General features: G+C 57.9%; 21 protein-coding genes and 2 pseudogenes. 15 read left to right on the top strand and 8 right to left on the bottom strand.

Annotated features, from left to right (window positions below; all coding sequences use genetic code 11):
* Positions 1 to 9: 9 nt before the first annotated feature.
* Entirely contained in the window at positions 10 to 1,497 is a 1,488-nt protein-coding gene (locus M017_RS0103035; RefSeq protein ID WP_155121203.1) for an SBBP repeat-containing protein, read from the bottom strand.
* Between the two features lie 55 nt (positions 1,498 to 1,552).
* Here M017_RS0103035 and M017_RS0103040 point away from each other — a divergent pair, with 55 nt between their 5' ends.
* Positions 1,553 to 3,154, top strand: a complete 1,602-nt coding sequence (locus M017_RS0103040; RefSeq protein ID WP_031495691.1) for a Na+/H+ antiporter — start codon at positions 1,553 to 1,555, stop codon at positions 3,152 to 3,154.
* A gap of 38 nt (positions 3,155 to 3,192) precedes the next feature.
* On the opposite strand, the gene M017_RS0103045 is transcribed toward M017_RS0103040, so the two are convergent.
* Positions 3,193 to 4,341, bottom strand: coding sequence for a Gfo/Idh/MocA family protein (locus M017_RS0103045; RefSeq protein ID WP_031495693.1), 1,149 nt, complete (start codon positions 4,339 to 4,341; stop codon positions 3,193 to 3,195).
* Between the two features lie 79 nt (positions 4,342 to 4,420).
* Between M017_RS0103045 and M017_RS0103050 the strand changes: the two genes are divergently transcribed.
* Entirely contained in the window at positions 4,421 to 4,705 is a 285-nt protein-coding gene (locus M017_RS0103050) for a hypothetical protein (protein WP_031495694.1), read from the top strand.
* Position 4,706: 1 nt separating this feature from the next.
* Here M017_RS0103050 and M017_RS0103055 read toward each other — a convergent pair whose 3' ends face one another.
* Positions 4,707 to 5,930 carry an efflux RND transporter periplasmic adaptor subunit gene (locus M017_RS0103055; protein WP_031495697.1) on the bottom strand — a complete coding sequence of 408 codons (1,224 nt, stop codon included), beginning with the start codon at positions 5,928 to 5,930 and terminating at the stop codon, positions 4,707 to 4,709.
* A gap of 137 nt (positions 5,931 to 6,067) precedes the next feature.
* Between M017_RS0103055 and M017_RS0103060 the strand changes: the two genes are divergently transcribed.
* Positions 6,068 to 8,266 carry a M28 family peptidase gene (locus tag M017_RS0103060; RefSeq protein WP_031495698.1) on the top strand — a complete coding sequence of 733 codons (2,199 nt, stop codon included), beginning with the start codon at positions 6,068 to 6,070 and terminating at the stop codon, positions 8,264 to 8,266.
* Positions 8,267 to 8,482: 216 nt separating this feature from the next.
* On the opposite strand, the pseudogene M017_RS30575 reads toward M017_RS0103060, so the two are convergent.
* The 4 genes and pseudogenes from M017_RS30575 to M017_RS0103085 form a co-directional block, all read right to left on the bottom strand.
* Positions 8,483 to 9,212 (bottom strand): annotated as a pseudogene (locus M017_RS30575) (Fic family protein); the annotation flags it as partial.
* Positions 9,213 to 9,215: 3 nt separating this feature from the next.
* Complete coding sequence (locus tag M017_RS0103075; RefSeq protein WP_031495701.1) at positions 9,216 to 10,454, bottom strand: FtsX-like permease family protein; 1,239 nt, start codon at positions 10,452 to 10,454, stop codon at positions 9,216 to 9,218.
* A 3-nt stretch (positions 10,455 to 10,457) separates the two neighbouring features.
* Positions 10,458 to 11,033, bottom strand: coding sequence for a class I SAM-dependent methyltransferase (locus M017_RS0103080; RefSeq protein WP_155121204.1), 576 nt, complete (start codon positions 11,031 to 11,033; stop codon positions 10,458 to 10,460).
* A gap of 189 nt (positions 11,034 to 11,222) precedes the next feature.
* On the bottom strand, positions 11,223 to 11,687 hold the full coding sequence (locus tag M017_RS0103085; RefSeq protein WP_238325794.1) for a bactofilin family protein: 465 nt from the start codon (positions 11,685 to 11,687) through the stop codon (positions 11,223 to 11,225).
* A 204-nt stretch (positions 11,688 to 11,891) separates the two neighbouring features.
* Between M017_RS0103085 and M017_RS0103090 the strand changes: the two genes are divergently transcribed.
* From M017_RS0103090 to M017_RS0103135, 10 genes are all read left to right on the top strand, one after another.
* Positions 11,892 to 12,611 carry an ABC transporter ATP-binding protein gene (locus M017_RS0103090; RefSeq protein ID WP_162179823.1) on the top strand — a complete coding sequence of 240 codons (720 nt, stop codon included), beginning with the start codon at positions 11,892 to 11,894 and terminating at the stop codon, positions 12,609 to 12,611.
* A complete protein-coding gene (locus M017_RS0103095) occupies positions 12,612 to 13,460 on the top strand; it encodes a hypothetical protein (RefSeq protein ID WP_031495706.1) in 849 nt (282 codons plus the stop codon).
* Between the two features lie 15 nt (positions 13,461 to 13,475).
* Positions 13,476 to 14,171: a response regulator transcription factor gene (locus M017_RS0103100; protein WP_031495707.1), complete on the top strand. Its 696-nt coding sequence runs from the start codon at positions 13,476 to 13,478 to the stop codon at positions 14,169 to 14,171.
* A gap of 9 nt (positions 14,172 to 14,180) precedes the next feature.
* Entirely contained in the window at positions 14,181 to 15,671 is a 1,491-nt protein-coding gene (locus M017_RS27345; RefSeq protein ID WP_051669460.1) for a sensor histidine kinase, read from the top strand.
* A complete protein-coding gene (locus tag M017_RS0103110; protein ID WP_031495711.1) occupies positions 15,628 to 16,035 on the top strand; it encodes an STAS domain-containing protein in 408 nt (135 codons plus the stop codon). The genes M017_RS27345 and M017_RS0103110 overlap by 44 nt, the downstream gene beginning before the upstream one ends.
* Before the next feature lie 63 nt (positions 16,036 to 16,098).
* On the top strand, positions 16,099 to 16,599 hold the full coding sequence (nuoI, locus tag M017_RS0103115) for an NADH-quinone oxidoreductase subunit NuoI (protein WP_031495713.1): 501 nt from the start codon (positions 16,099 to 16,101) through the stop codon (positions 16,597 to 16,599).
* A 47-nt stretch (positions 16,600 to 16,646) separates the two neighbouring features.
* The gene (locus M017_RS0103120; protein ID WP_031495714.1) at positions 16,647 to 18,590 is read left to right on the top strand and encodes an amylo-alpha-1,6-glucosidase; all 1,944 of its coding nucleotides are present in this window, start codon (positions 16,647 to 16,649) and stop codon (positions 18,588 to 18,590) included.
* Between the two features lie 5 nt (positions 18,591 to 18,595).
* Positions 18,596 to 19,807, top strand: a complete 1,212-nt coding sequence (locus M017_RS0103125; protein WP_051669461.1) for an MFS transporter — start codon at positions 18,596 to 18,598, stop codon at positions 19,805 to 19,807.
* Complete coding sequence (locus M017_RS0103130; protein ID WP_031495717.1) at positions 19,807 to 21,321, top strand: alkaline phosphatase D family protein; 1,515 nt, start codon at positions 19,807 to 19,809, stop codon at positions 21,319 to 21,321. Before M017_RS0103125 ends, M017_RS0103130 begins: the two co-directional genes overlap by 1 nt.
* Positions 21,318 to 23,174, top strand: coding sequence for a sulfatase-like hydrolase/transferase (locus M017_RS0103135; protein ID WP_031495719.1), 1,857 nt, complete (start codon positions 21,318 to 21,320; stop codon positions 23,172 to 23,174). The genes M017_RS0103130 and M017_RS0103135 overlap by 4 nt, the downstream gene beginning before the upstream one ends.
* A gap of 1 nt (position 23,175) precedes the next feature.
* Here the strand turns inward: M017_RS0103135 and dps are convergent.
* A pseudogene (gene dps / locus M017_RS0103140) lies at positions 23,176 to 23,712 on the bottom strand (DNA starvation/stationary phase protection protein Dps); the annotation flags it as partial.
* A gap of 175 nt (positions 23,713 to 23,887) precedes the next feature.
* Between dps and M017_RS0103145 the strand changes: the two are divergent.
* The gene (locus tag M017_RS0103145) at positions 23,888 to 24,388 is read left to right on the top strand and encodes a YciE/YciF ferroxidase family protein (protein ID WP_031495722.1); all 501 of its coding nucleotides are present in this window, start codon (positions 23,888 to 23,890) and stop codon (positions 24,386 to 24,388) included.
* Between the two features lie 3 nt (positions 24,389 to 24,391).
* Positions 24,392 to 24,691, top strand: a complete 300-nt coding sequence (locus M017_RS0103150) for a BON domain-containing protein (RefSeq protein ID WP_051669462.1) — start codon at positions 24,392 to 24,394, stop codon at positions 24,689 to 24,691.
* Positions 24,692 to 24,702: the final 11 nt, after the last annotated feature.

Below are 24,702 nucleotides of genomic sequence, written 5' to 3' on the forward strand. Positions count from 1 at the left end.
TAAGGCTTTTTAACGCAGTATCTTAGCGGCGAAGGCATTGGGAGCGCCAGGAAGATTGGGGCGCGTGGTGCCATCGGTAGTACGAAGATCGGCGGACTGGGTATAACCAGCGATGAAGAGCGAGTTGAGGTTGGCTGGGTCGAAGCTGATGCCATTGATGACATCGGTATTGGTGCCGCCGAAGAAGGACAGATACTCAATGCCTGCGCTGCCTGCATTCGCGGTATTCAGCACAGCAACAATGCCGTCCGGGAAGGGAGAGGCAGCCGTCTTGCGGAATGCATTTTCGGTAGTGGGGAGTGTCCCGCCCATCGAATAGCCCGCCAGAGCAAAACGCGTAGCATCCATCTGCACAAAACTATAAACGAACTCGAATCCCTTGCCGCCGAGGAAGGTGGAGTAGAGCAATGCGGCTGGACCTTCGCGGAGCGGATCAATCTGGGAAACAAAGATGTCGGTGCCCCCGGCGAGAGTTCTCTGCGCAGCGTTCGCAGTCACGGGAAAGTCTTCCGAAAAGGTGATGCCGGTGACCCAGATTTTGCCATTGGCGTCGACCGCGATCCCATGGGCTTCGTCGCTCTTGCTGCCGCCGACGAGAGAAGCGTAGATCAACGAATCGAGACCAGTCTGATTCGGATCGACACAGGCAATGTAGCCGTCAAGAAAGCCGTCAGAGGCTGTTTTGAAGCCATTCGAAGTGAGCGGAAAATCCCCAGAGCCCGTAGAACCGGCAAACCAGATCCGGTTATTCCGGTCGATCGCAACAGCAACTGCGGTATCGGTGCCTGCGCCGCCCAGATAGGTGGCATAGTTCAAACCCTTCTCGTCCGGGTTGAAATAGATCACGAAAGCATCAGCATTTCCACGGCGATTCGGTTGTGCGCCGCTGCCCACGCCCGGCATCTCGTCGCTCAGAGTGGTGCCAACAATCGCAATGTTGTTTGTCGGCCCAATGGCAAGAGCGCGTGCCTGTTCCCGTCCGGCAGAACCGTAGAAGGTGCTGAAGGCAAGAGAAGGAATCCCGCCCTGATTCGGTTCAATGATGGAAATGAACACGTCGTAGTCGCCCCCGAAAACGGGCTGGAATGCGTCGCCCGCCAAGGGGAAGTCCGCAGAACTGGTAAAGCCAGTAAGAACGATGCGCCCGCGCTTGTCGATCTTCATATCGGCGAGTTCTTCAACGCCACTGCCGCCCAACCAGGTGAAAAACAAGACCGTGGAACTGCCGTCCGGATTGATGCGGTACTTCACGACAAAGATGTCGGAGGCGCCAGCATTATTCTGCTGGTACGGTTCGTTGGGGCCATATGCTTCATACTTTCCGTAGGAATGGCCTGCAACCCAAACGTCCCCGGAAGCCTCAACGGCGGTGGCGACAGCGATGTCGTAGGCGCCGCCCGGCAGATAGCTCGACCAACCGAGCCGATCAGTAGACTGGGCATGGAGTGCGGCCACACAGAGAATGAATAATGCTGAAATACGAGAGAGGAAAGACATGGCTGAAGTTAACAATGACGAGCGTGCTCCCTATTAGGTTGCCACAAACCGAAGCATGACATCCGTAGAAGCATTTCTTGGGCTGCTCCTGGCAGCCATTCTGATCGCGCTGGTCGCCAAAAGGCTCGACCAGCCCTACCCGATTGCGCTCGTATTGGGAGGGATTGGGCTGGCGCTGATCCCGGGAGTTCCCCGGGTCTCGATGGATCCCGACATGGTCTTCTTCCTGCTGCTGCCACCGGTATTGACCGAGGCGGCCTTCTTCACCTCCTGGCGGGATTTTCTGCGCTACAAACGGCCGATCCTCACGCTTGCCTTCGGCCTGGTGGCGGCAACCAGCGTCACAGTAGCCTTCCTCTGCGTCTACTTCATCCCGGGCATGAGTTGGGGCGCCGGGCTGCTCCTCGGAGCCATCGTGTCGCCACCCGATGCCGCGGCGGCTACCAGCATTACGCGAGGCATGGGGCTCCCCAGGAGAGTCACTCAGATTCTCGAAGGCGAGAGCCTCGTCAATGACGCGGCGGGACTCACCCTATACCGGTTCGCAGTGATCTTTGTCGCCGGTGGACTCTTTTCCTGGGAATCCGCTTCGCTCTCTTTCCTCTGGATCATTCTGGGCGGCTCCGGGCTCGGGTGTCTGCTCGGCCTCTGCTTCGTCCGGCTGTACCGCTTCTTGCGCGACCCGGAAGTGGAGGTGCTGGCGACCTTCCTGTTGAGCTATCTCTCCTATTTTGTGGCCGAAACGGTGCATGCCTCAGGAGTGCTGGCGACCGTGGCCAGTGGCTTGATCCTCGGCTGGTACGCGCCTGAGTTGTTTGGCGCCAATACCCGGATTCGCTCCATGGCCGTGTGGAAGAGCGTCATTTTTCTGGTGAATTCCACGATCTTCCTGCTGATCGGCTTGCAGATCCCGGCAGTCGTCAGCGGACTGCAGGATTACCCGATGGGTCTGCTGCTTTGGTGGAGCTTCGTCGTGTTGGCGGGCGTCATCGTGCTCCGGCTGCTTTGGGTGTTCCCGTTTGCTTATCTTCCGCGGGTCTTCTCCAAACAGATTCGGGATTCAGAACCAAAGCCAGATTGGCGCGCAATACTCGTGATCGGCTGGACGGGCTTGCGTGGCGTGGTGAGTCTGGCAGGAGCGCTGGCCTTACCCAATGAAACCATGCGCGGACTTCCCTTCCCCTACCGGAACCTGATTGTCTTTCTGACCTTTGCCGTGATTCTGGGGACTCTGCTTTTACAAGGACTGACCCTGCGGCCATTGGTGCATTGGCTGGGACTGCCGAAGGATCTCTCCGGGGCACGCGAGGAACTGAACGCGCGGATTGTCTCGGCGGAGAAAGTCATTGAACGGATTACGGAGATGGCGGAGGCCGGAAAGTGTAGCGGCGCGGTATTCGACCGGATTCGCGCTTATTACGAAGACCGGCTTTCTGACTTGCGCGCCAGTCTCGAAATGGAAGGAGAAGTCGACGAGGTGGGATCTCCGCAGCACTTCCAAAATATCGCCGAGCAACGGATGTGGTGGCAGATGGTGCAGATTGAGCGCGAAACACTGCTCAGCTTGCGGCGGGACAAGAAAATCGGCGACGAAGCCATGCATGAAATCGAGCGCGACATCGATCTCTTTGAGGCACGGCTCATTCCATCGAGCTAAAAAAAAAAGCCGCATCCGGAGATGCGGCTTTTTCCTTTTTAGAGGTTGACGTCGACCCAGCCGCGCTTCGCGCTGCTCTCGGCGACCGCTTCGAGGAGAAGCATGCCGCGGAGGCCATCCGCAAAAGTCGGGTAATCGATCGGATTCGAGCGATTGGCGATCCGGCCATAGAAACGCTTGAAGAGTTGCTTGTGGCTGTCGTCATAGCCTTCGCTGTGGCCGCCGGGTAGGTCCGCAAAGCCGGCAGCGCCACCGATGAGCAGCGAGGGGTCTTTGACAATCACCTGATTGGGAGAATTGCGATGGCCGATCCAGAGTTCGTCGGGACGTTCCTGGTTCCAGGAGATACCGCTCTTGGTGCCATAGATCTCAAAGCGGAAACTGTTCTTGTTGCCGGCAGAAATCTGGCTGACGGTGAAGGAGCCGCGGGCGCGATCGCCGAGGTGGAGAAGCACAGCGCCGAAGTCGTCAGTATCGATTGGAATCGCTTCGTAATCGTCCGGGCTGAGCGTTTTGCCACTGAAGGTCTGGACGCTGCCCTTCGGCTTCTTGCGGGTCTTGTGGAAGGTGGTGAGCTCACCGCAGACACTGGTGATCGGGAGCGCCGTGAGGTGCTGGATCATATCCATCCAGTGGCTTCCAATGTCGCCCATCGCGCGCAGTTTGCCGTTGTGTTCGGCTTCGATACGCCAGTTGTAATCGGTGTCATAGAGCAGCCAGTCCTGCGAGTAGGTGCCCTGTACGGCGAGGATCTCACCGAGTTCGCCAGAGGCGACCATCTGGCGGACATGCTGGACCACCGGGTAATAGCGCAGATTGTGATTGGTGGCGTGCACGATGCCACGGGCCTCTGCGGCGTCAAGGAGTTCTTTGGCCTCGCCGCTGGTCATTGTGAGCGGCTTCTCGCAGAGGACATGCTTGCCATTAGCGATGGCGATTTTCGCCATGGGAGCATGGAGCGCATTCGGCGTGCAGATGTGCACGGCGTCAATGGAGGGATCTTTGAGGAGCGATTCCCAATCGCCGGTGGAGCGGTCGATATAGAGCTGGTCGGCAAAGGCTTTCGCCTTGGAATCGCTCGAGCCGGCTACGGCGGCAACTTCGACATTGCCCAGGCGGCGAATGGCGTCTGTGTGAACGATGCCCATGAAGCCCGTGCCCAGCATCGCGGTTCTGATTTTTTGCATATCTAGCTCTAACAATTTATCGTATCCGCCGGCCCTGGGACGATACGTGGATATTGATAGACTGGAGACGCAACGCATTATGATCGTTCGGATCAAGCTGAAGGTTGGCCCACGCATCTATGGCGAAAGGAATCTCGATTCGAAGCTGGCATTTGCAGCCTCGGGAGTCCTCACACCGGGTTCGGTGCTTTGCTTCGTCATCGCGCTGTGGCGGTTACTGTGTGACCTCGACCTGACAGGAGCATTCATGATCGACGCCGGGCTGCTCTCGCACTGGCAGGTCTGGCTCGCAATGGGAATTCTGATGCAGACGCTCAGCGTCTACCTGGACCGCTACGGCCGCCGGGTCGAACGGCACTACTAAGCTATTTCGTCTTCTGCGAGATCGTCGTGGGACTACCTTCGATCTCGACCCGGCTGCCTGTATCGATCCGCGGCAAATTGCTGGTGGCCACCGTTTCCCCCGTAGCCACTCCCTCTAAAATCTCCAGATCGTTTTCAAAGCGCTCTCCGATTTTGACTTCGCGCGCCTCAATGGTACCGTCCTTGATCACATAGGCTTTGTTCGAGCCCAGCACGTACTGGACAGCCTTGTTCGGCAGCAGCACGATGGTCTCGGTCTTATCGGTGGGGATGCGGGCCTTCGCATAACTGCCGGGCTTGAGGCGCATGCCGGGATTGTCGATGAGCGCTTCGGCAATGAAGGTGCGCTTGGCGGAATCGACAGTCGGCGAGACGCGCCAGATTTTGCCAGGGAACTTTTGCCCTTCAAAGGCCTCTACTTCCACCACGGCGACTTGCCCCTCCTTCACCCAGGGCGCCATGCGCTCGGGAACATCGAGACGCAGCCGCAAGGGCGTCGTCTTCACCAGGGTCATCAGCGGCGTATTCGCCCGGACATACTGTCCAACGGTGACCTGCCGCTCCTTGAGACTCGCTTCAAAAGGCGCGTAAACATTGGTATCACGCAGCTTCTTACGCTGGAGATCGACCACCGCCTTGAAGCGCTCTACTTCCTGAATCAGGTTGCGCGTCTGGTTGATGGTGGAGTCATAGGCCGCAGTTGCAGAGTTAAAGCGGGCCTGGGCCTGATCGAGTTCCGCTTGCGCGCCGATCCCCTGATCCCGCAGTTCGCGGGTGCGTTTGAAGCGTTGCTCGGCATCGAAAACATCGGCCTGGGCCTTGCGGACATCGGGCGTCTGCTTGATGTCCTGAACGCGATCGGTATCGCGTGTCAGCCCCAGGCGTTCGAGGCTTGAACGGAGTTGGGCTTCATTCTGCGCGAGCAGATAACGCTGCTCCTCGTCGGAAATGTGCACCATCAGCTGCCCCTTCTTCACCACATCGCCCAGATCCACTTCCACCTTGTCCACCCGGCCGTCAATCTCCGCGCTGACAATCGTCTCATCGTAGGGGAAAAGAGTACCGACGCTTTCCACGGTGCGCTTCACGACACGATCCCGCGCCGTCGCCGCCGTCACCTTGGTAGGACCGCTGTCCTTGCGCGCCTCGGTCACCTTGGTTTCCTTGTTGCAGGAAATTGAGGACAGAACGAGGGCCAAAGCGATGACGATCGAGGGGAGCTTCATGGGATTAAAGATTCTTCCTAGTGTAACGGTTCAGGTCTCGAAGGAATATGACGGCAGGTGTAAGTCCAAGGTGACAGGCTCCTCCAGTTACTTCTCTTGGCGGAATCGCAGGCTCACTATGCGAAAATCCGGAAATCATGCGCAAACTTGTCGCTGCTCTTTTGTGTTCGACACTCCTGCCGGCACAAGCGCCGGTGCCGCCGATCGCCGGCTTCACTCCCGATTCCGCCAAGCGGGAGTTGGAGTTGGAAAGCAAATTCGATCAGGCCGTAAATCGCCAGAACTTCCAGCAATGGCTCAAGCGGATGTCGGCTAAGCCCCATCACGTCGGTTCTCCGGCCAGCAAGGCGACGGCTGAGTTTATCGCCGAGCAGTTCAAGAGCTGGGGCTACGAGACGCGCATCGAAACGTTTTATCCGTTGTTTCCAACGCCCAAGACTCGGCTGCTCGAAATGGTCGCCCCCACCCGCTACACCGCCAAAATCGAAGAGCCTGCCGTAGAAGGCGACGAGACAAGCAAGATCAAAGATGGCAGTTTGCCGGTTTATCATGCCTATTCGACTGACGGCGATGTCACCGGCGATCTGGTTTATGTGAATTACGGCCTGCCGGATGATTACAAGCGCCTCGCGGAGATGGGCATCGATGTACGCGGCAAAATTGTGCTGGCGCGCTACGGCGGATCCTGGCGAGGTATCAAGCCGAAGGTGGCCGCAGAGAACGGCGCCATCGGCTGCCTGATTTACTCCGACCCGCGCGACGACGGCTATTTCCAGGGCGATGTCTATCCCCAAGGACCTTACCGGCCTGCCCAGGGAGCACAACGCGGCAGTGTCATGGATATGCCGGTTTATCCTGGCGATCCGCTCACTCCGGGCACCGCAGCAACAGACCCGAATCGCAAGCCCGATCCGAAGCAGGCCTCGACGGTCACCAAGATTCCGGTGATGCCGATTTCTTATGGCGATGCCGAACCCTTGCTGCGCGCCCTGACCGGCCCCGTCGCGCCTGCCGAATGGCGCGGCGCGTTGCCCCTCACCTATCACGTAGGCCCTGGGCCGGCAAAGGTGCATCTAAAGCTCGAATTCGACTGGAAGCTCGCCCCCACCTATAACGTCGTAGCGATGCTGAAGGGTGCAACCAAGCCAGACCAATGGGTGTTGCGCGGCAATCACCATGACGGGTGGAACTTTGGGGCGCACGATCCGCTGTCGGGAATGATCGCCGAGATGGAAGAGGCCCGCGTCATCGGAGAGCTGGCCAAGAGCGGCTGGCGTCCGGCCCGCACCATAGTCTTTCTGGCCTGGGATGGGGAAGAGCCGGCCTTGCTCGGTTCCACCGAGTGGGTTGAAAAGCATGCTGAGGAATTGCGGGAACATGCGGTGGCTTATATCAACTCCGATGGGACGGGACGAGGCTTTATGGGCATCGCCGGCGCTTCCACAATGGAACTATTTGCAACGCAGGCAGCACGGGATGTGACCGATCCGCAGACGCAAGTATCAGTGCTCGATCGCTACCTCGCCTCGCGCAAAGTGGCCGGAAGCGAAGCGGAGTTCCGCATTGCGCCGCTCGGTTCTGGTTCGGACTACACGGCCTTCCAGCACCATCTCGGGATTCCGAGTCTCAACATCGGATTCGGCGGCGAGGGCGGCGGAGGCGTGTACCACTCTGCCTACGACTCCTACGATCACTACACGCGCTTTGTCGACCCGGACTTTCAATACGTGAAGGCGACCGCGCAATTGGGCGGCCGCATGATGCTGAGGCTGGCCAATGCGGACTGGCTCCCCTTCCGCGCAGAAGCAACTTCACGCGCCGTCCGCGGATGGACCAACGAGGTGGTCAGACTGGCCGACGACATGCGCAGCAGCACGGCGAAACGAAATGACCTGATCACGAGTGGTGCAATGAAGTTAGCCGCCGATCCACGTAAGCCCTACGTGGCCCCCGCGCCGGAAGCCGCAGTGCCGTTCCTGAACTTTGCGCCGTTGCTGAATGCGACGGCCCACCTGGAGCGGGCGACGGTGGCCTTGGGCAAGGTTGATCCGGGCAAGTTAAGCGAAGCGAAACGCAAGAGTTTCGAGGATTCGATTCGAGTCGCGGAGCAGCGCTTCCTGAATCCGGGTGGGCTGCCGAGGCGGCCCTGGTTCCGGCATGTACTGCATGCGCCGGGCTTCTATACCGGCTATGGCGTCAAGACGCTGCCAGGCGTGAGAGAAGCGCTGGAACAGCGCTACTGGCAGGAAGCCGAAACGCAAATCGGACTGACCGCGACAGCCATCAACGCTTATGCCGACTGGCTGGAGGCAGCGGCAAAGAAGGCAACCGAGTAGGGTCAACCGCGCGGAAGCGGCTCGGTGCCTTCGCTGAGGATGCCGAGGTATGTGTGATAGCGATAGAGGCGGTCGCGTTGCCGTCCTGTGATCTCTTTCAGGATGTCGAGAGACACAAACGCCTAACAGCATCGGCAGTAGCAGGAAAGCGAATATTGATCTTTCGGGAGGCCCCGGCGATCGAGAGAATCGGCCACGCGTCCGAGACTCTCAATATTTCTGGCGATCCGAGGCCGGCAATGCCAGAATCCGTTTGGCTGCCGTTTCTGAAGTCTCTTTGACGCCCTGCAGGAAAAACTCAAGCCACTCCTCCCAGGCGCCTTTGGTCCTGACCTCAGTCAGCAGATCATAGTAGCGGTCTTGAAAAAAGGCTCAAGTAGAGAATCGATTCTTGCAGCGCGCCGCCAGCGCAGAGCAAAAAAGTAATGAGAAGTCTGCCCAGCCTGCCGTTCCCTTCCAGAAATGGATGAATGGTCTCAAACTGGACATGCGCCAAATCTGCTTTTACCGGGTTGTTTGTCACTGCCTCTCCCACCGGAGAGCAGTACTCCGTGAACTTCTCGCATCAGCCGCAAGGAGAGTTCTCTCATGCGCTCGAGCCCATGGACAAGCGCAGCAACGGAGTTCAAGACTTCCTGAACGTCCTCGGTTGGAACACCAGGGGCTTCCTTGTCTTCGAAGAGCAGGAGATCAGAGAGGAAGGACGCGTGCCATCGATCTGAGAGGACAGCACCGCTTCTTTACGCACATAAGCGTAGAGAAATAGCGGAAGATACGGCAGAAGCGAGGCGAGTCCATCAAGTCGTCCCAGGGCTTGATTCGCCTGCTCGAGGAGAAGCTGGAAGGAATCCAGTTTCAGTAGTGGAATGGGAGGAGATGGTGGCGGCAGGAGGGCGCACACGCTCTCTCCGGCAAAAGTGAAGCCACTTTTCTTTAATAGCACCAGCGCCTACTCATAGCGCAGCGATTCCGCCGGTGCCACCTTCGTAGCAGAGTTCGCAGGGTACAGCGTCGCCACCAGCGACACCGCTAACGCAAACGCCGTAATCCAAAGTGCGTCAAGCGGATTCGGCTGAAAGGGAACGTAGGGGATCGAATAAATCTCCTCGCTCAGTTCGATGAGACGGTAATGATCCGCCACAAAGCTGATTCCGTAGCCGAGCGCGAGCCCGATCGCAGAACCCATCACTCCAATCAGCAGGCCCTGATAGATGAAGATGCGCCGGATCTGATCCGTGCGTGTGCCCATCGAAAGAAGGATCGCGATGTCGCGCTGCTTCTCCATCACCATCATGATCAGCGTGATGAAGATATTCAGCGCGGCTACCAACTGGATCAGTCCGATGGTGATCAGGCTTACGATCCGTTCCATCTTGAGTGCCCCGAGGAGTTGGCGGTTCTGCTCCATCCAGTTCGTTGCAATGTACTTGGTGCCTGCCGCCTTCTGCGCGATTTCGGCAAAGGCAGGCGCCGCCTCAATGTCGGCGATCTTGATCTCCACCGCATTGACGACATCGCCCAGCGACATCATCTTTTGCAGCTCGGGCAGATTCATAAAGGTGAAATTCGCGTCGACATCGTAAAAACCGGTTTCGACAATACCGGCAATGCGCAGGCGGTGGTAGGAGGGCCGTGGGCCAAAGGGCGTCAGTTCGCCCATCGGATTGATCACTTGCAGATAGTTGCCCACCTGAAGCCCCAACGATTCAGCGAGCTTGGAACCAATCAGAAGCTGCGGCAGATCGCTCTCCGTTTGGCGCAGATTGTCCAGACTACCCTGCTTGATGAAGGGCACCAGATCTTTCTGCAGCCGGGGACTGGTGAGATCGAGCCCCTTGATAATCGCGCCCGAACTGGAAGGGCCCGCATTGACGAAAACCTTCTCATAGAGAGCAGGAGAGGCTTCAATCGTCCCAGGCAGAGCGGCCAGTTTCTTCGACAGCTCCCGCCAGTCGGAAATACCCGCTCCGGCAATCCGCTCGGTGACAGTGACATGCGCTGTGGCGCCGAGCAGATTCTTTTGGAGCGTAGTGCGAAAACCGTTATTAATCGCGATCGCAATCACCAGCGCCATGACGCCGGCAGCGACTCCTGCGATCGAAATCGCAGTAATGACAGAGATCGCTGCCTGACGCCTCTTGGCCTTGAGGTAGCGTTGCGCGATAAACAGTTCGAAGCGGAAAGCCACAAATTAGCGCCGGACGAGAATTTCGCGGACATTGTCGCGGCTCAGGAAGAACTTTGTCGAAGCAAAGTCTTCAAAAACCTTCTCGATCGCCCGGTTGGAAAAAGCCTGTCCGGGAGGCATTTCGCCCCGCTGGGTCATGCTCAGTCCATTCTCGTCGTTGATCTTGAAGTGGAACTGCGGAATGTTCACGGCACGCTCATCGTTGTAGAAATAAGCGAGGAGATGAGCACCGGGTTCAAGAACGCGATGCAGGTGATCGATGGTTTTCTCCAGCAGCGATGGACGCAGAAACTGGAGACAGTCCCAGACCAGAGCGCCGTCAAAAGGCCCGCGCTGTTCTGAAAAAGTTTGGATCAGAAAACTGTCCACCCGGGCCGGATCGCGCTGGTTTTCGTAGAAATCACCATCGCCGAAGCAATCTTCGAGCGTGGCAAAGAAATCCTCTGAATAGAGACGGGAACCCAATTGGGTCATGAAGGCGATATTGGCGGCGTTGGCGCCGCCTAAGTCGAGCAACCGCAACTCACGAGACGAATCGAGCGAACGCACGAAATGCTGGAGTGCGGGACTAACACGCATTTGGGGAGGAGCCATGGCAATGGCTGGCCTAGGCGCTGGAATTGGAATGGGAGGCGAGCCCGCATAACGGCTGGGGCGCAGAGTCTCCTCTGGCTCTTGAGAACCTTGTACGGCGCGAAGTAAAGCCTTCAACCGACTCGCGATCACCTGTCTTACTAAACTAACAGGCTTACAAGTCCAGCGCGAAGACTAGCGCTTCCCTTCACCACCTGCGGAGGCAGTCATTGTCTGTTGTGCCGGAGACTGCGCTACCGGTTGGGGACGAGGTGCAGCGGCCTTGGGGGCTTCCGTGCGGATGATGTCGATGGAGCCTTTGAAAATCGCGCCATCTTCGATCGAAATGCGGGCGGTTTTAATATCACCAACAAGACGGGCGTCTTTCCGGATCTCCATTTTCTCGGTAGCTTCGACGTTTCCCTGAACGGTGCCGAGGATCACGATATCCTTAGCCTTGATGCTGGCTTTCAGCTTTCCGTTCGGGCCGACGGTCAATTTGTGCTCATGTGCCTCGACCGTACCATCGACTTCACCATCGATGATGAGATCTTCTTTTGAGTAGATCTGTCCTGTGATAGAAACACCTTTTCCAATCGTTGCAGCACGAGAGGGAGAGGGGTTTTCGTCATAACGGGAGGGCATTGTTTGCATCGGCATTCCTTCTTTGCCAGAACTGGGGGAGGGTGATGGGGAACTCGAGGGGCGGGCTGTCGGTTCTTCTTCTTTTTTTCGGTTCCACATGCGGTTTGAACTCCTGGGAGGGATAGCGTTTCAGTAAAAAGGCTAGCGGATTGCGACGGCGGAACGCAAATGAAATTGGAACTTAGGACATTTTAGGTGGGCGGAGGGTTTGTGAACAGTGTGATCGAGTGTAGAGGGCTCGGCGTCCGATATGGGGAATTCGAGGCGCTGCGGAATTTCGATTTGGATTTGCTGCCGGGGCAAGCAGTAGTACTGGTGGGCCCCAACGGGGCGGGAAAGTCGAGTTGCCTGAAGGTTCTGGCAGGTCTCGAAACTGAAAGTACAGGAACGCTGCAAGTGATGGGGCAACGGCCCAAGAGTGCGCCTCGCGCCTGGCGCAACGCGCTCGGTGTGATGCCGGAGCATCTGGGGCTCTTTGAAGCGTTAAGTATCGAAGAGCACATGAAGCTCCACGCGGACCTCTACCAGTTGCCCGCGGCAGGAGTGCGCATTGCAGAAATCCTCGAGTTGCTCGGCTTGAGCGAGGGTCGGACCCGATTCGCCGCCGCTTGCAGCTACGGCATGCGCAAGAAAACAGCGCTCGGGCTCGCCGTCCTGCACTCGCCGAAACTGATGATTCTCGATGAGCCCTTTGAAGGGCTGGACCCCGCCAGTTGCGAGACCGTCCTCGCGCTACTCCTCGAGATGAAACGGCGCGGCGCGGCGATGATTGTCAGTTCGCACATGCTGCTCCATGTGGAGAGGCTGGCAGACGAAGTGCTGTTGCTCAGCGGGGGCGAAGTGGTGTGGCGGAGTGCCGCCATCGGCGAGGGGGAACTGCGTCAGCACTATCTCGATGTTGTCAAGGCAAAGGCTCTGCCCGGCATGGAGTGGCTCTAGGTGCTACCCATCTTTGGCGCCATCGCGCGGTCGGCGTGGCGCGAGATCTATGCACTCGGCTCCATCCAAGGCAACAACTTCACCTGGTTCGCATTGTTATTGACAATGCAACCCGAAAGCATGGGCTTCATCTGGGCCTTGCTCGGATTGCTGCTTGTATTGCCTGCCCTCACTGCACCGCTCGCGAAGATTCCGCAAATTCGACTTGCTCTCTGGCCGCTGGAAGACTGGCAGCGCAAAAGCCTGCGCTGGCTGACTAAGCCAGAAACCATGCCCAGTCCCTGGCTATGGCGGTTGGCGCCGGTGCTCGAACTCAGACAGATCCCGCGCACTCTCGACTTCTGGCTGGCCGTCCTGTTGGCAACTTCGGGAACGGCCTACCGCTTTCTTGCTTCAAAACCAGATCGCGAAGCCTATCCAGTGATCGCCATGCTGGTGGTACTCGCCTTGAGTACCCTGGCTCAAAACTTATTCGCCCTCGATGGCGCCGGTGGCCGGCAGCGTTGGAAGCTATCGCCCATCCGGGGCGCCAGAGTGCTGGCCCGGAAAGGCCTTTGGCTGCTGGTGATCGCTCTGATTCTGACCGCAGGGCTGAGCCCGCTGGGAGCATTGGCGGGGATGCTGGCCGCATTGGCGGTGGGCCATCATGCCAGCGTGATGACCCCGATTGACGCAGGAGCCTGGCGCTTCTCCTCAGGACAGTTTTTCCCCCATGGCTTCTTCCAGGTAATTGGCATGTTCTCCTGCGGCATCGCGACAGCGCGTGGCGAATGGATGTACCTGGCCCTTGCCGCCGCAGCATATGGAATTAGCTTAATGGTCTATGGCTGGGTTCTCGAAAAGGCTTAGGATTAGAATCTGACTATGCGCATTCTGGTTGTTGAAGACGAGAAGAGAATTGCAGACTTTCTGGGCCGCGGACTGGAGAGTGCAAGCTATGCCGTGGATATTGCACCAGACGGGCAAACAGCGCTCGAACTGGTGCATGGAACAGATTATGATCTCGTGATTCTCGACATGATGCTGCCTGACATGGATGGCCTTCGCGTGCTTGAGAAAATCCGGAACCGGAAGACCAATCCCCCCGTGCTGATCTTGAGTGCGCGTGGAGCCGTTGAGGATCGGGTGAAGGGCTTGGAGTTGGGCGCCGACGATTATCTGACCAAGCCTTTTGCTTTTGTCGAATTACTCGCTCGCGTGCGAGTGCTGCTCCGCAGAGGACAACCGACTCCCGAAAAACTGATCGTCGGTGAGTTGAGCTTGGATTGCATCCGCCGCAAAGTCACGCGAAGCGGCGACAACATCGATCTGGCCCCGAAAGAATTTTCGATTCTCGAGTATCTGATGCGCAACAAGGGCCGCCCCTTGAGCCGGACCATGATTGTCGAGCATGTCTGGGATATGGACTATGACGGCCTGACCAATATCGTCGACGTCTACATTCGCCACCTGCGCAGTAAGATTGACGATCGCTATCCGGCAAAGCTGATCCATACGGTCCGCGGTGTGGGATACATGCTGGAACTTCCAGAAGGCCGGGGCGATAAATCGAACAGCTAAACTAAGGCTATGTGGCGCAAGCGGATCTTCAAAGGACTTCGATTCCGGCTTGCGCTCAGTTATGTCATCTTCTTTGCGTTACTGCTGACGGCATTTGGTTTTGTGCTGCGAGGCATGCTGCGGAATGTTGTCGAAGGCACCGTGCAAGGCCTGCTGGAAGAAGAATGGGCCGCCTGCAAAGGCTTTCTCCACATCACACCCGCAGGGAAAATCGCCTGGAAGTACGACCCGAACGACAAAGAAGAAGCCGCCATCGTCGAACGTCTCCGGCTGGTCTACATGATCGCCAACGACAAAGGCGAAGTCTTGGAGAGTTCTGAGCTCTACCGCGAGCTGGGCTTTGACAGTCCGGCCATCATCACGCAAGTGATGTCCGACACGAAACCCAGCTACACCTTCCAGCCGAATCTCCGCGGACAGATTTTCATGGTGCGCCAGGGAATTCTGAGAGAGAAGGATGCCCGTTACTTTGTCGCGCTCGGCCGCAATTTCACGCCTAGCCTCCATGTGGTGAATGAGTTCAGCCTCGATTATTTTTCGGCCGTCCCCATCATCATTCTCACGGCCGCCGGGCTCGGCTGGCTACTCGCCGGCAGAGCACTCCAACCAGTGGCCGATGTCGCGGCAGAAGTGGAGAAGTTGTCCGGCAGCAACCTGAATCTGCGGGTCTCTCCGCGCGGTGCTGGCGACGAGCTCGACCACATGATCGAGACTTTCAACGGCATGGTGAGCCGGCTGGAGAAGAGCTTCCAGGAGATCCGCCAATTCTCGACAGATGTCTCGCATGAGTTGCGGACTCCGATTACCGTCGTACGGGGGCAGTTGGAAGTAGCCCTCATGACGGCGAAAACGGATGAGGAACTCCGCTGCGCCATCGAATCGGCACTGCTCGACATTGAACGTCTCTCGCAGATCATCCGCGCATTGTTGCAACTGGCCAAGGCCGAAGGGGGACAGACGGCCCTCCAGATGATGGACGTGGACCTCGTTTCACTTGTCTCCGAAGTGGTCAGCGACCTCCAGATTCCCGCCCTCGACCGCCAGGTGAAATTGCGGGCGCTCCTCCCCCGCCAGGCCATCATTAGCGGCGATCGCATTCAGATTGAACGGTTGCTCTACAACCTCATCGATAACGGCATCAAGTACACCCGGGAGGGTGGATTTGTGGAGGTCGAGATCGAAGTATTGGAAAGTACCGGGAAAATTTTGATCGAGATTCGAGACAATGGAAGAGGAATCGCGCCGGAACATCTTCCCCATCTCTTTGACCGGCTCTATCGCGTGCCGAGCCGGGAGAGTGGGACAGAAAAAGGGCTGGGATTGGGGCTCAGTTTTGTCTCGTGGATCGTCAAGGCGCACAACGGAGAGATTCAGGTCAGAAGCGAGCTGGACAAGGGAACCGTATTCACGGTGACGTTCCCGATCAAGGCTGCCGAGGTCAAAAGCGTAGCGGAATATGGAAATCAAAGAGAGACAGCGGGAAGGTATTCGAATTCTTGACCTCATTGGGTCACTGGTCGCCGGGGAACCATGCCAGATGCTGCGGGATCATGCCACACGCGGTCTGGAGAATCATCCGCGAGTCGTACTGAATCTGGCGGGAGTCGACTACATTGATTCCAGCGGTCTGGGGATGCTCGTCAACTGTTTTTCCACCTTGGAGAAGGCGGGCGGCGGAATGCGCGTGCTGAGTCCGTCGGAACGCGACATGGAATTGATGGTGTTGACGAAACTGGCGACGGTATTCCAGGTTTTCGATGATGAGCAGGAAGCGGTCAACAGCTTCTTTCCGGAGCGTGAGATCAAGAAGTTTGACATTCTCAGCTTTGTACAGGAACAGCGGCGTTTGAAGGAAAAGCAGTAGCTTTCTGCTAGTGGCCAACGGCGAATCTGAGAAGATAAGAGACAGGAACTAGAACTCGCGAAGATGGCATTGATTACAGATATTCTCAACAACGCGGCCGCTGTCGCCAAAGGCATGGGCGTCACGATCAAGGAGATGCTCCAGCCGACGGTGACGGAGAATTATCCCGATGCGCCCGCCGTGTTGCAGGAACGCTATCGCGGTGTGCACGTGCTGCAGCGCGACGAGAACGGGCTGGAAAAGTGTGTGGGCTGCTTCTTGTGCGCCGCCGCTTGCCCCGCAAACTGCATTTACATTGAAGCGGCCGAAAACACCGCCGAGGGCCGCATCAGCGGCGGCGAGCGCTATGCAAGCGTCTACAACATCGATTATTCCCGCTGCATCTTCTGCGGCTATTGCGTCGAGGCTTGCCCGACCGATGCAATCACCCATGGCCATGATTTCGAAATTGCCAGCTACAACACCTCCACACTGGTCTATCGCAAGGAACAATTGCTGACGCCGCTCCCTGCAAACTTCAAGCCGCTTGTGGTGAAAGAAGAAGCAAGCACCGGCGGCCATTAGGCCTTGCCGGACACCCGGACTCCGTCGGGGTTGTAGCATGGGCTTATATGCGCGCCGATTCTCTGATCGACGCTCCCGTTTGCCAAGACCTTTCGCAGTCAAGCCAACTGGAGTGGCTTGACACCAACCGGATGGGTGCTTATGCCATGGGCACCGTCGCGGGAATCCGCACCCGCCGTTACCATGGCCTTCTGAATTCCCCCCGCAAACCCGGAAGTCCGACTTACGTCTGGCTGAGCTGCCTCGAAGAAACACTGAGGATGGACGGCGAGCGCTACGAATTGGCGGCGCAAGATTACGCCGGTCTGGTACGCCCGCGTGGCTTTGAGCTGCTGGGCGAATTCCGGCTGGGTCCCAATCCCACCTGGCTCTACCGTATCGGCGAAGCGACACTGCAAAAAGAAGTCATGCTGATCGACGGCATGCCTGCCGTTCTGGTGCGCTACTGCTGCTCAGAAGACGCGGACTTGGAAGTGCGGCCCTTTTTTGCAGGACGCCCTCATCATGAGCTCGTACAAGCAGCCACGGCCGGAGATTGGTCCATCGAACACACCTGGGATCAAGTCCGGATCCATGGCCGCAACGGGTCGCTTCACTTGCGAAGCGACGCCCGCGAATTCCAGGAAGACGCGCACTGGTATCACCGCTTTCAATATGCTGTCGAGCTGCAACGAGGCCTCGATCACCAGGAGGACCTCTGGACTCCGGGCCTGCTGCATTTCCATCTGCGTGCCGATACCTGGGCCTATTTCGTATGCGGCCTTGAGGATGTTGGCGCGCTCGATCCCCTACAAGTGATGCGCTGGGTGGAGGCCAAAGAGAATCGTTTCCCGACGCCTGCCAGCCCTGCCGCCAAACTCAGCAACGCCGCCGAACACTTCATCTTCGAGCAGGCGGGCAGACGTAGTGTCATCGCCGGATTCCCCTGGTTCACCGACTGGGGCCGGGACACTTTCATCGCTCTGCCCGGGCTCTTTCTCGCTCGCGGCAAAATCGAAGCGGCCGCCGCAGTGATCGACGGGTTCCTGACGCTGCGGCACGAGGGCCTGATTCCCAATCGCATCACCGATGACGGTCAAACTCCTGAGTACAACTCCGTAGACGCCACCCTGTGGCTCTACATTGCAGTATGGGAGTGGCTGCAGGCCGGAGGGAATCGCGAAGTCTTCCAGGACCGCTTCTATGCGCCCATGCGCGACATGCTGCTCACCATGGCACGGGGAACGATCCATTCCATCGCCTGCGACCCGAACGATGGGTTGCTCACGGAGGGCTCCGCCGACACCCAGTTGACCTGGATGGATGCCCGCTGGAATGGCATCGCCATTACGCCCCGTTACGGCAAGGCCGTGGAAATCAACGCACTCTGGTACAACGCGCTGCGCTTGATGACGGAATGGGCGCGTGAGCGGGGAGAGTTCACAACGGAAGTCCGGTTCGGAGAAATGGCCAACCGGGCCATCAGCGGCTTTACTCGCTCGTTCTGGAACCCCAGCAAGGCTTGTCTCTACGATGTGATTCGCCCGGACTTCGCCGATGGACGCGTGCGCCCAAATCAGTTGTTCGCGCTCTCGCTTCCCTTCCCGCTGGCCATCCGCAGCAAGGCGGAATCGATCCTCCAAGTCGTAGACCAGCAGTTGCTAACGCCATTCGGATTGCGCACCCTCGCACCGGGTGAAGAAGACTACGAGGGACGCTATGAGGGCGGGCCAGAATCGCGCGATCGCGCCTACCACCAGGGAACCGTCTGGCCGTGGTTGTTCGGTCCCTATGGGCGAGCCTGTCTGCGTGTGCGGCGCGAAACCGGCCCCGAGCGGGAGCGCCTGCGTAGCCTGCTGCAGCCGCTGTTGCAGCACATGGGACGGGGTTGCCTGGGCCAGCTTCCCGAGGTCTTCGACGGGGATGCGCCCCATCGTCCCGGCGGAACTCCGGCACAAGCGTGGAGTGTTGCGGAAATTCTCTGGCTGCTCGAAAAAGAACTGGCATCCTAGAAAGAGTGTCTGATCTGACGAAAGCCAATAACCGCGCCTTAGCGCTGGTTTACGCCACCATTTTCCTCGATGTTTTAGGGTTGGGCGTACTGATTCCAGTGCTGCCTTATTACGCGCAGCGGTTCTCGGCCGACGCCATGACGGTGGGCTTGCTGAGTGCCGTATTTTCGGTTGCACAATTCACCTCGAGTCCGCTGCTCGGAGCGATCAGCGATCGCTATGGCAGACGTCGGGTGATCCTGGCCAATATCCTCGGTTCGGCCTTTGGCTACTTTCTATTCGGCTGGGCCTCCACGCTCTGGGTATTGATGCTGGCGCGTGTCATCGAAGGCGTGACTGGAGGCAGCATCTCCACAGCACAGGCCTATATCGCCGACGTGACGCCACCAGAAGATCGCATGAAGCGCTTTGGACTGATCGGCGCCGTCTTCGGGGTGGGCTTTATCATCGGACCCGCCTTTGGCGGCTTTCTCAGCAGCTATAGCCTGGCAATGCCCGCCTATGCCGCCGGAAGCTTATGCCTGGCCGCAGCCATTTTCGGATACTTTATGCTGCCCGAAAGCCTGCCTGTGGAGCGCCGGATCCAGACACCGCTGCGGCTCGCCGACGCGAACCCGATCCGGCAGATTGCCGCTGCATTGCAGCGCGATTCCATCCGCGCCATCCTCTTCGCCATCTTTGCGGTGAATGTCGCCTTCAGCGCGCTGCAATCGAACTTCGCCTTCTTCACCATGAAACGATTCGGCATGGGGCCACAGCAGAACGCCTGGATCTTCGTCTATATCGGAGTACTCAGCGTGCTGATGCAAGGTGTTGTCGTCAGGCGCCTGCCCAAGCACTGGAATCCGCTCTCGCTGTGCATTACCGGACTGATCGGAACGGCCATTGGCTTACTCGGGATTTCGTTCTCACAAGAGGAATGGCAGTTGTTTCCGTCAATCGCCGTCATGGCATTTGGAAATGGAGTGGCCGCCCCGATGCTGACGGCGCTGGTCTCCCGGCGTGTCGGCGCCAGCGAGCAAGGAACGGTGCTCGGATCGACCCAATCGATTCTGAGTTCCACCCGCATTGTCGGGCCCATCTTTGCCGGCTATGTGTTCGACGCCTTTGGAAGCGGAGCCCCCTACTGGATGGGCGCGATTCTGGTGGTAGCCGGAGTCGCAATTGTGGCGGGAGCCCCTTCTGAAACTGCATTGAAACAGGCATCCAGCGCATAATGGCGAGTATGATTCGCCGCCAGTTTCTCGCGAGCCTTGCCGCCGCCAGCTTGAATCCGCTTCGGAGCGCACCGCGCTTCAAGAAAGACCCCTTCACCCTTGGAATCTGCTCCGGCGACCCGATTGCCGATGGCATCGTACTTTGGACCCGTCTCGCCCTCGATCCGCTCGACGGCGGTGGCATGGGCCAGGACAGTCATCAGGTGGACTGGATCGTGGCCGAAGACGAAGGGCTGAAGAAAATCGTCAAGCGCGGCACAGAAACGGCGACGCCGCAGTTTGCCCATACCGTGCATGCCGACGTGCGCGGCTTGAAGCCCGGCCATTGGTATTGGTATCAGTTCCGCTGCGGCGGTGTCGAAACCAAGGTGGGGCGCACCAGGACCGCTCCGGCTGCCGGCAGCAACGACCCGCTGCGCTTTGCCTTTGCCAGTTGCCAGCACTACGAAACCGGCTATTACACCGCCTACCAGCACATGGCGAAAGAAGATCTGGATCTGATCGTCCATCTCGGCGACTACATCTACGAGGGTGGGCCAGGGAAAGACCGTCCGCGCCTCCACAATTCGGCCGAGATCAAGTCGCTGAACGACTACCGCAACCGCTACGCGCTCTATCGCAGCGACGAACACTTGCGCAAGGCACATGAGCTGTTTCCCTGGATCGTCACCTGGGACGATCACGAAGTCGACAACAACTACGCAAACGATATCGCCGAAGACAACGCGCCGCGCGATCAGTTTCTCGAACGCCGTTCCAACGCCTACCAGGCCTACTACGAGAACATGCCGCTGCGGAAGACCTCGCTGCCGCGCGGTTCCAGCCTCGACCTCTATCGCACCCTCGACTTCGGAAAGACCGCCCGCTTCCACGTTCTCGACACCCGGCAATACCGCAGCGATCAGCCTTGTGGCGATGGCCGCAAACCCCAATGCGCCGCCGCATTGAGCCCGGCCCAGACCATGCTTGGCGACCGCCAGGAGAAATGGCTGATGGACAAACTAAAGTCTTCGAGGCAAACCTGGAACGTGCTTGCCAATCAGGTGATGTTCGCCAAGATGGATGTCAAGCAAGGCGATGGCGCGGAGTATTCGATGGACCAGTGGAGCGGCTATGAAGTCCCCCGCCAACGCCTGTGCAAGTTCTTTGACGAGGCCAAACCGAACAACCCGGTGGTGATCACTGGCGATATCCATTCAAGTTGGGTGAGCGAGATTAAGTCGGACTTCAACCGGCCCGAGAGCCGCAATGTCGGAGTCGAATTTGTGGGAACTTCAATCACTTCGTCCGGGGACGGCGTAGAAGTTCCGGCAGCCGAAGCCGCCTTTAAGAAAGACAATCCACATCTGAAATTCTTCCTCGCCAAGCGCGGCTATGTCAGTTGCGCCGTGACGGCGAAGTCATGGGAAAGCGCCTATCGCGTCGTACCGGTCGTAAGTACACCGAATGGAGCGATCGAGACGCGCGCAAAGTTCCGCGTCGAAGCAGGCACCAACCGCATCGAGCGTGTATGAAGCGTAGAGAATTTTTGGGAACGGCGGCTGGGGCCTTCGCGCAGGCCGAAACGCCCTCGCGCCCCAATATTCTCTGGCTCACTTGTGAAGACATGAGCCCGAATCTGGGCTGTTACGGAGACCCGGTAGCGAAGACTCCCGCCATCGATCGCTTCGCCGCGCGCAGCCTTCGTTACCGGAATGTTTGGTCCTGCGCCCCAGTCTGTGCCCCGGCGCGGACCACCATCATCAGCGGCATGTATCCAACGGCGACGGGCTCCGAAAACATGCGCTGCCTGTCCAAGATGGCGCCCGGACAGGCCATGTTTCCGCAACTGCTACGCGAAGCAGGCTACTACACATCGAACAACGCGAAAGAGGATTACAACCTCGCGCTGAGCGGCAAGGTCTGGGATGAAAGCTCCCCGCAAGCCCATTGGCGCAAGCGCAGCGGACAACAACCTTTCTTTAGCGTGTTCAACTTTCTGATCACGCATGAAAGCCAGATCCGGTCCCGGCCGCACAAGCGCAAGCAGGACCCGCGCAAGGTCCGGATTCCAGCCTATCTGCCGGACCTCCCCGAGATCCGTCAGGATTGGGCGCAGTACTACGACCGCATCGCTGAAATGGACGGCATGGTCCAACGCACCCTCGACGAACTCCAAGCCGACGGCCTCGCGGACACCACGATTGTAATGTTCTACTCGGACCACGGCGCAGGGATGCCACGCTCCAAACGTTGGCCCTACAACTCCGGGTTGCAGGTACCGATGATCGTTCACATACCCGCAGCCTTTCGCCATCTGGCGCCCCAGGATTACAAAGGAGGAGCGTGGAGTGAGCGGATGGTCAGCTTTGTGGATCTCGCCCCAACCTTGCTCAGCCTGGCGGGCGTCCCCAAGCCGGATTATCACCAGGGCTTTGCCTTTCTCGGGAACAAGATCGAAGACGAACAGGAATACATCTACGGCTTCCGGGGCCGCATGGATGAGCGCATCGATCTCGTGCGTAGCGTACGCGACAAGCGTTATGTCTACATCCGCAACTACATGCCGCATCGCATCTACGGCCAGCATCTGGCCTATATGTTCGAGATGCCGACCACGCGCAAGTGGAAAGAAGCCTTCGAGGCAGGCAAGACGACCGACGAGCAGAGTCACTTCTGGAAGACCAAAGCGAGCGAAGAGCTCTACGATCTGGACAACGATCGCGATGAGGTCCACAACCTCGCCTACCGGCCCAATGCCGAACAGAAACAGGCCCTCGCTAGACTCCGTGCCGCGCAACATTCCCTGGCCCGGCGCATCCGGGATGTCGGTTTTCTCCCCGAGCATGAGATGTATGAGCGGTCACGCGCCGACGCGCCATTCACCATGGCGCAAGACCAGACTCGCTATGCCGCATCACGAGTGATCAACGCCGCCGACCTGGCAACGCTCCCGCAACCACCTTCGCCCGCAGTGCTGCGAACCTATCTTGGTGATGGAGACAGCGGAGTGCGCTACTGGTGTGCGCTAGGCCTTCTCCGGCAAGGCCTGCCGGCAGTTGAGATGGCCGCCGAAGGGCTCCGGATGTGCCTGCATGACCCGTCGCTGAGTGTCCGCATGGTGGCGGCCGAAGCCTTGGCCCGCTACGGCACCGCAGAGGACGTCGATCCGGCCATTGAGCGTCTGTTAAGCACCGCACATGCCGAGGTGAACGATGTCTATATTGCGATTGCAGCGCTCAACGCGCTGACGGAAATTGGCGCGGCAAAGCTAAAGCCTTACCACGCCAAAATCGCACTTTTGCCGCTCGAAACCTCGAGAGTCAATGAGCGGATGAAAGGGTATCTGGGAGATCTGATCCGGCATCTGCACCAGATCAGCGCCTAATTCAGGCGACCTTCTTCGACTTCTTTTCTTCACTTTTCGATTCGGTTTCATCCAGCTCGAAATGCGATTCAATGAACCAGAGCTTGAGATCGACCGCGCGGCTGATCTCTGTAAATAAATCCGCGGTCGTTTTATCCCCGGCGTCGTCCGCCGCATCGATGTTGTCGTGAATCATCTTGGCGTAGGCCGCAAAACTGGTTGCGATCGCATGGAGATGTTCTTCCCCATGAGCGATCCCCAGCGGATATTCTTTGAGCGGCGACGCAGCAGCCGCCTGCCGCAAGGTTCCATTGACTTCGCCCCCCAGTTGTCCGGCCCGCTCGGCAATTTCATCTGAGAACGGAAGCACTGCTTCTGCAACAGAATCAAAGAGCAAGTGGAGTGTATTGAAGCGCGGTCCACGTACGTTCCAGTGAGCCTGTTTGGCTTGGGTATAAAGATCCATTGAGGCCGCAAGACTTTTCTGGAGCATATCAGTCATCTTCTTGCGTACCTCAAGCGGCAGTTCGTTCATGGTTTTAATAATTCGGCTCATGCGCTTTCTCGTTGCACGTTCAGTTCCACGCCGCTCCTATCCAAAAATTCCCACCAGCCGGGTGAAAAAGTAAGAATCGGGGAAGCACCTAGTAACTTTTTCTACTGCGCAAGAGTGATTTAGCCACATTTTTCATTTGGCCGATGACTTGCAACAAGTGATGACATGAGGGCGATGAATGGCGATTGAGACCATCCATGACTTATTGATCACTGAAATTCGAGATCTCTACAGTACCGAGCAACAACTCGTCCCGTTGCTCGGAAGGATGGAATCAGCCGCTTGTAACAATCAACTCAGGCTTGCCTTTGCCAAGCACCGGCAGGACACGCTGGAACAAATCGAGCGGCTCGAATCGATTCTGCAGCTCATGAATCTTCGTCACGAAGGAAATTCGTCGCTGGCCATGAACGGATTGATCCTCCGGATGAAAGCCGCTATTGCCGAATCCATGCCCGAATCCGTGAAGGATCTGGCCCTGGTCGCAGCAGCACAGCAAATTGAACACGTGGAGATGTCTGCGTATAGTTCTGCACATATTCTCTCTTACACGCTTGGCTTGGACGAGGTTACGAATCTTCTGCAAGAGAACTTGGAGCAGGAGGAGCAGGCCGACATGATTCTCTCAGAAATCTCCGCAGCCATCCTGGTTGCGGCAGGAAAACCACTGGAGGTTTAAGTGATGCGTAGACTCATCGCACATCTTGCGTTTGTGGCAGCTTTGCCACTCTTTGCACAAACAGCGCAGGATCAAAGCAACAAAAAGCCCGATGTCGAGACCACTCGCAGCATTCGCCGTGAAATTACCAAAACGGAGGGAATGTCGATTGATGCCAAAAACATCAAGATCATTACCAAAGGTGGAGTGGTTACTCTCCGAGGCAGAGTGAAATCTGCGGAAGAGAAAGAAAAGGTTGAAACCATCGCCAGGAAAGACGCGGGCGCGAACACGGTCAACAGCGAACTCGAGATCGCGAAGTAACAAATTTCGAA

Origin of the sequence: Bryobacter aggregatus MPL3, assembly GCF_000702445.1 — a bacterium.
Lineage (GTDB): Bacteria > Acidobacteriota > Terriglobia > Bryobacterales > Bryobacteraceae > Bryobacter > Bryobacter aggregatus.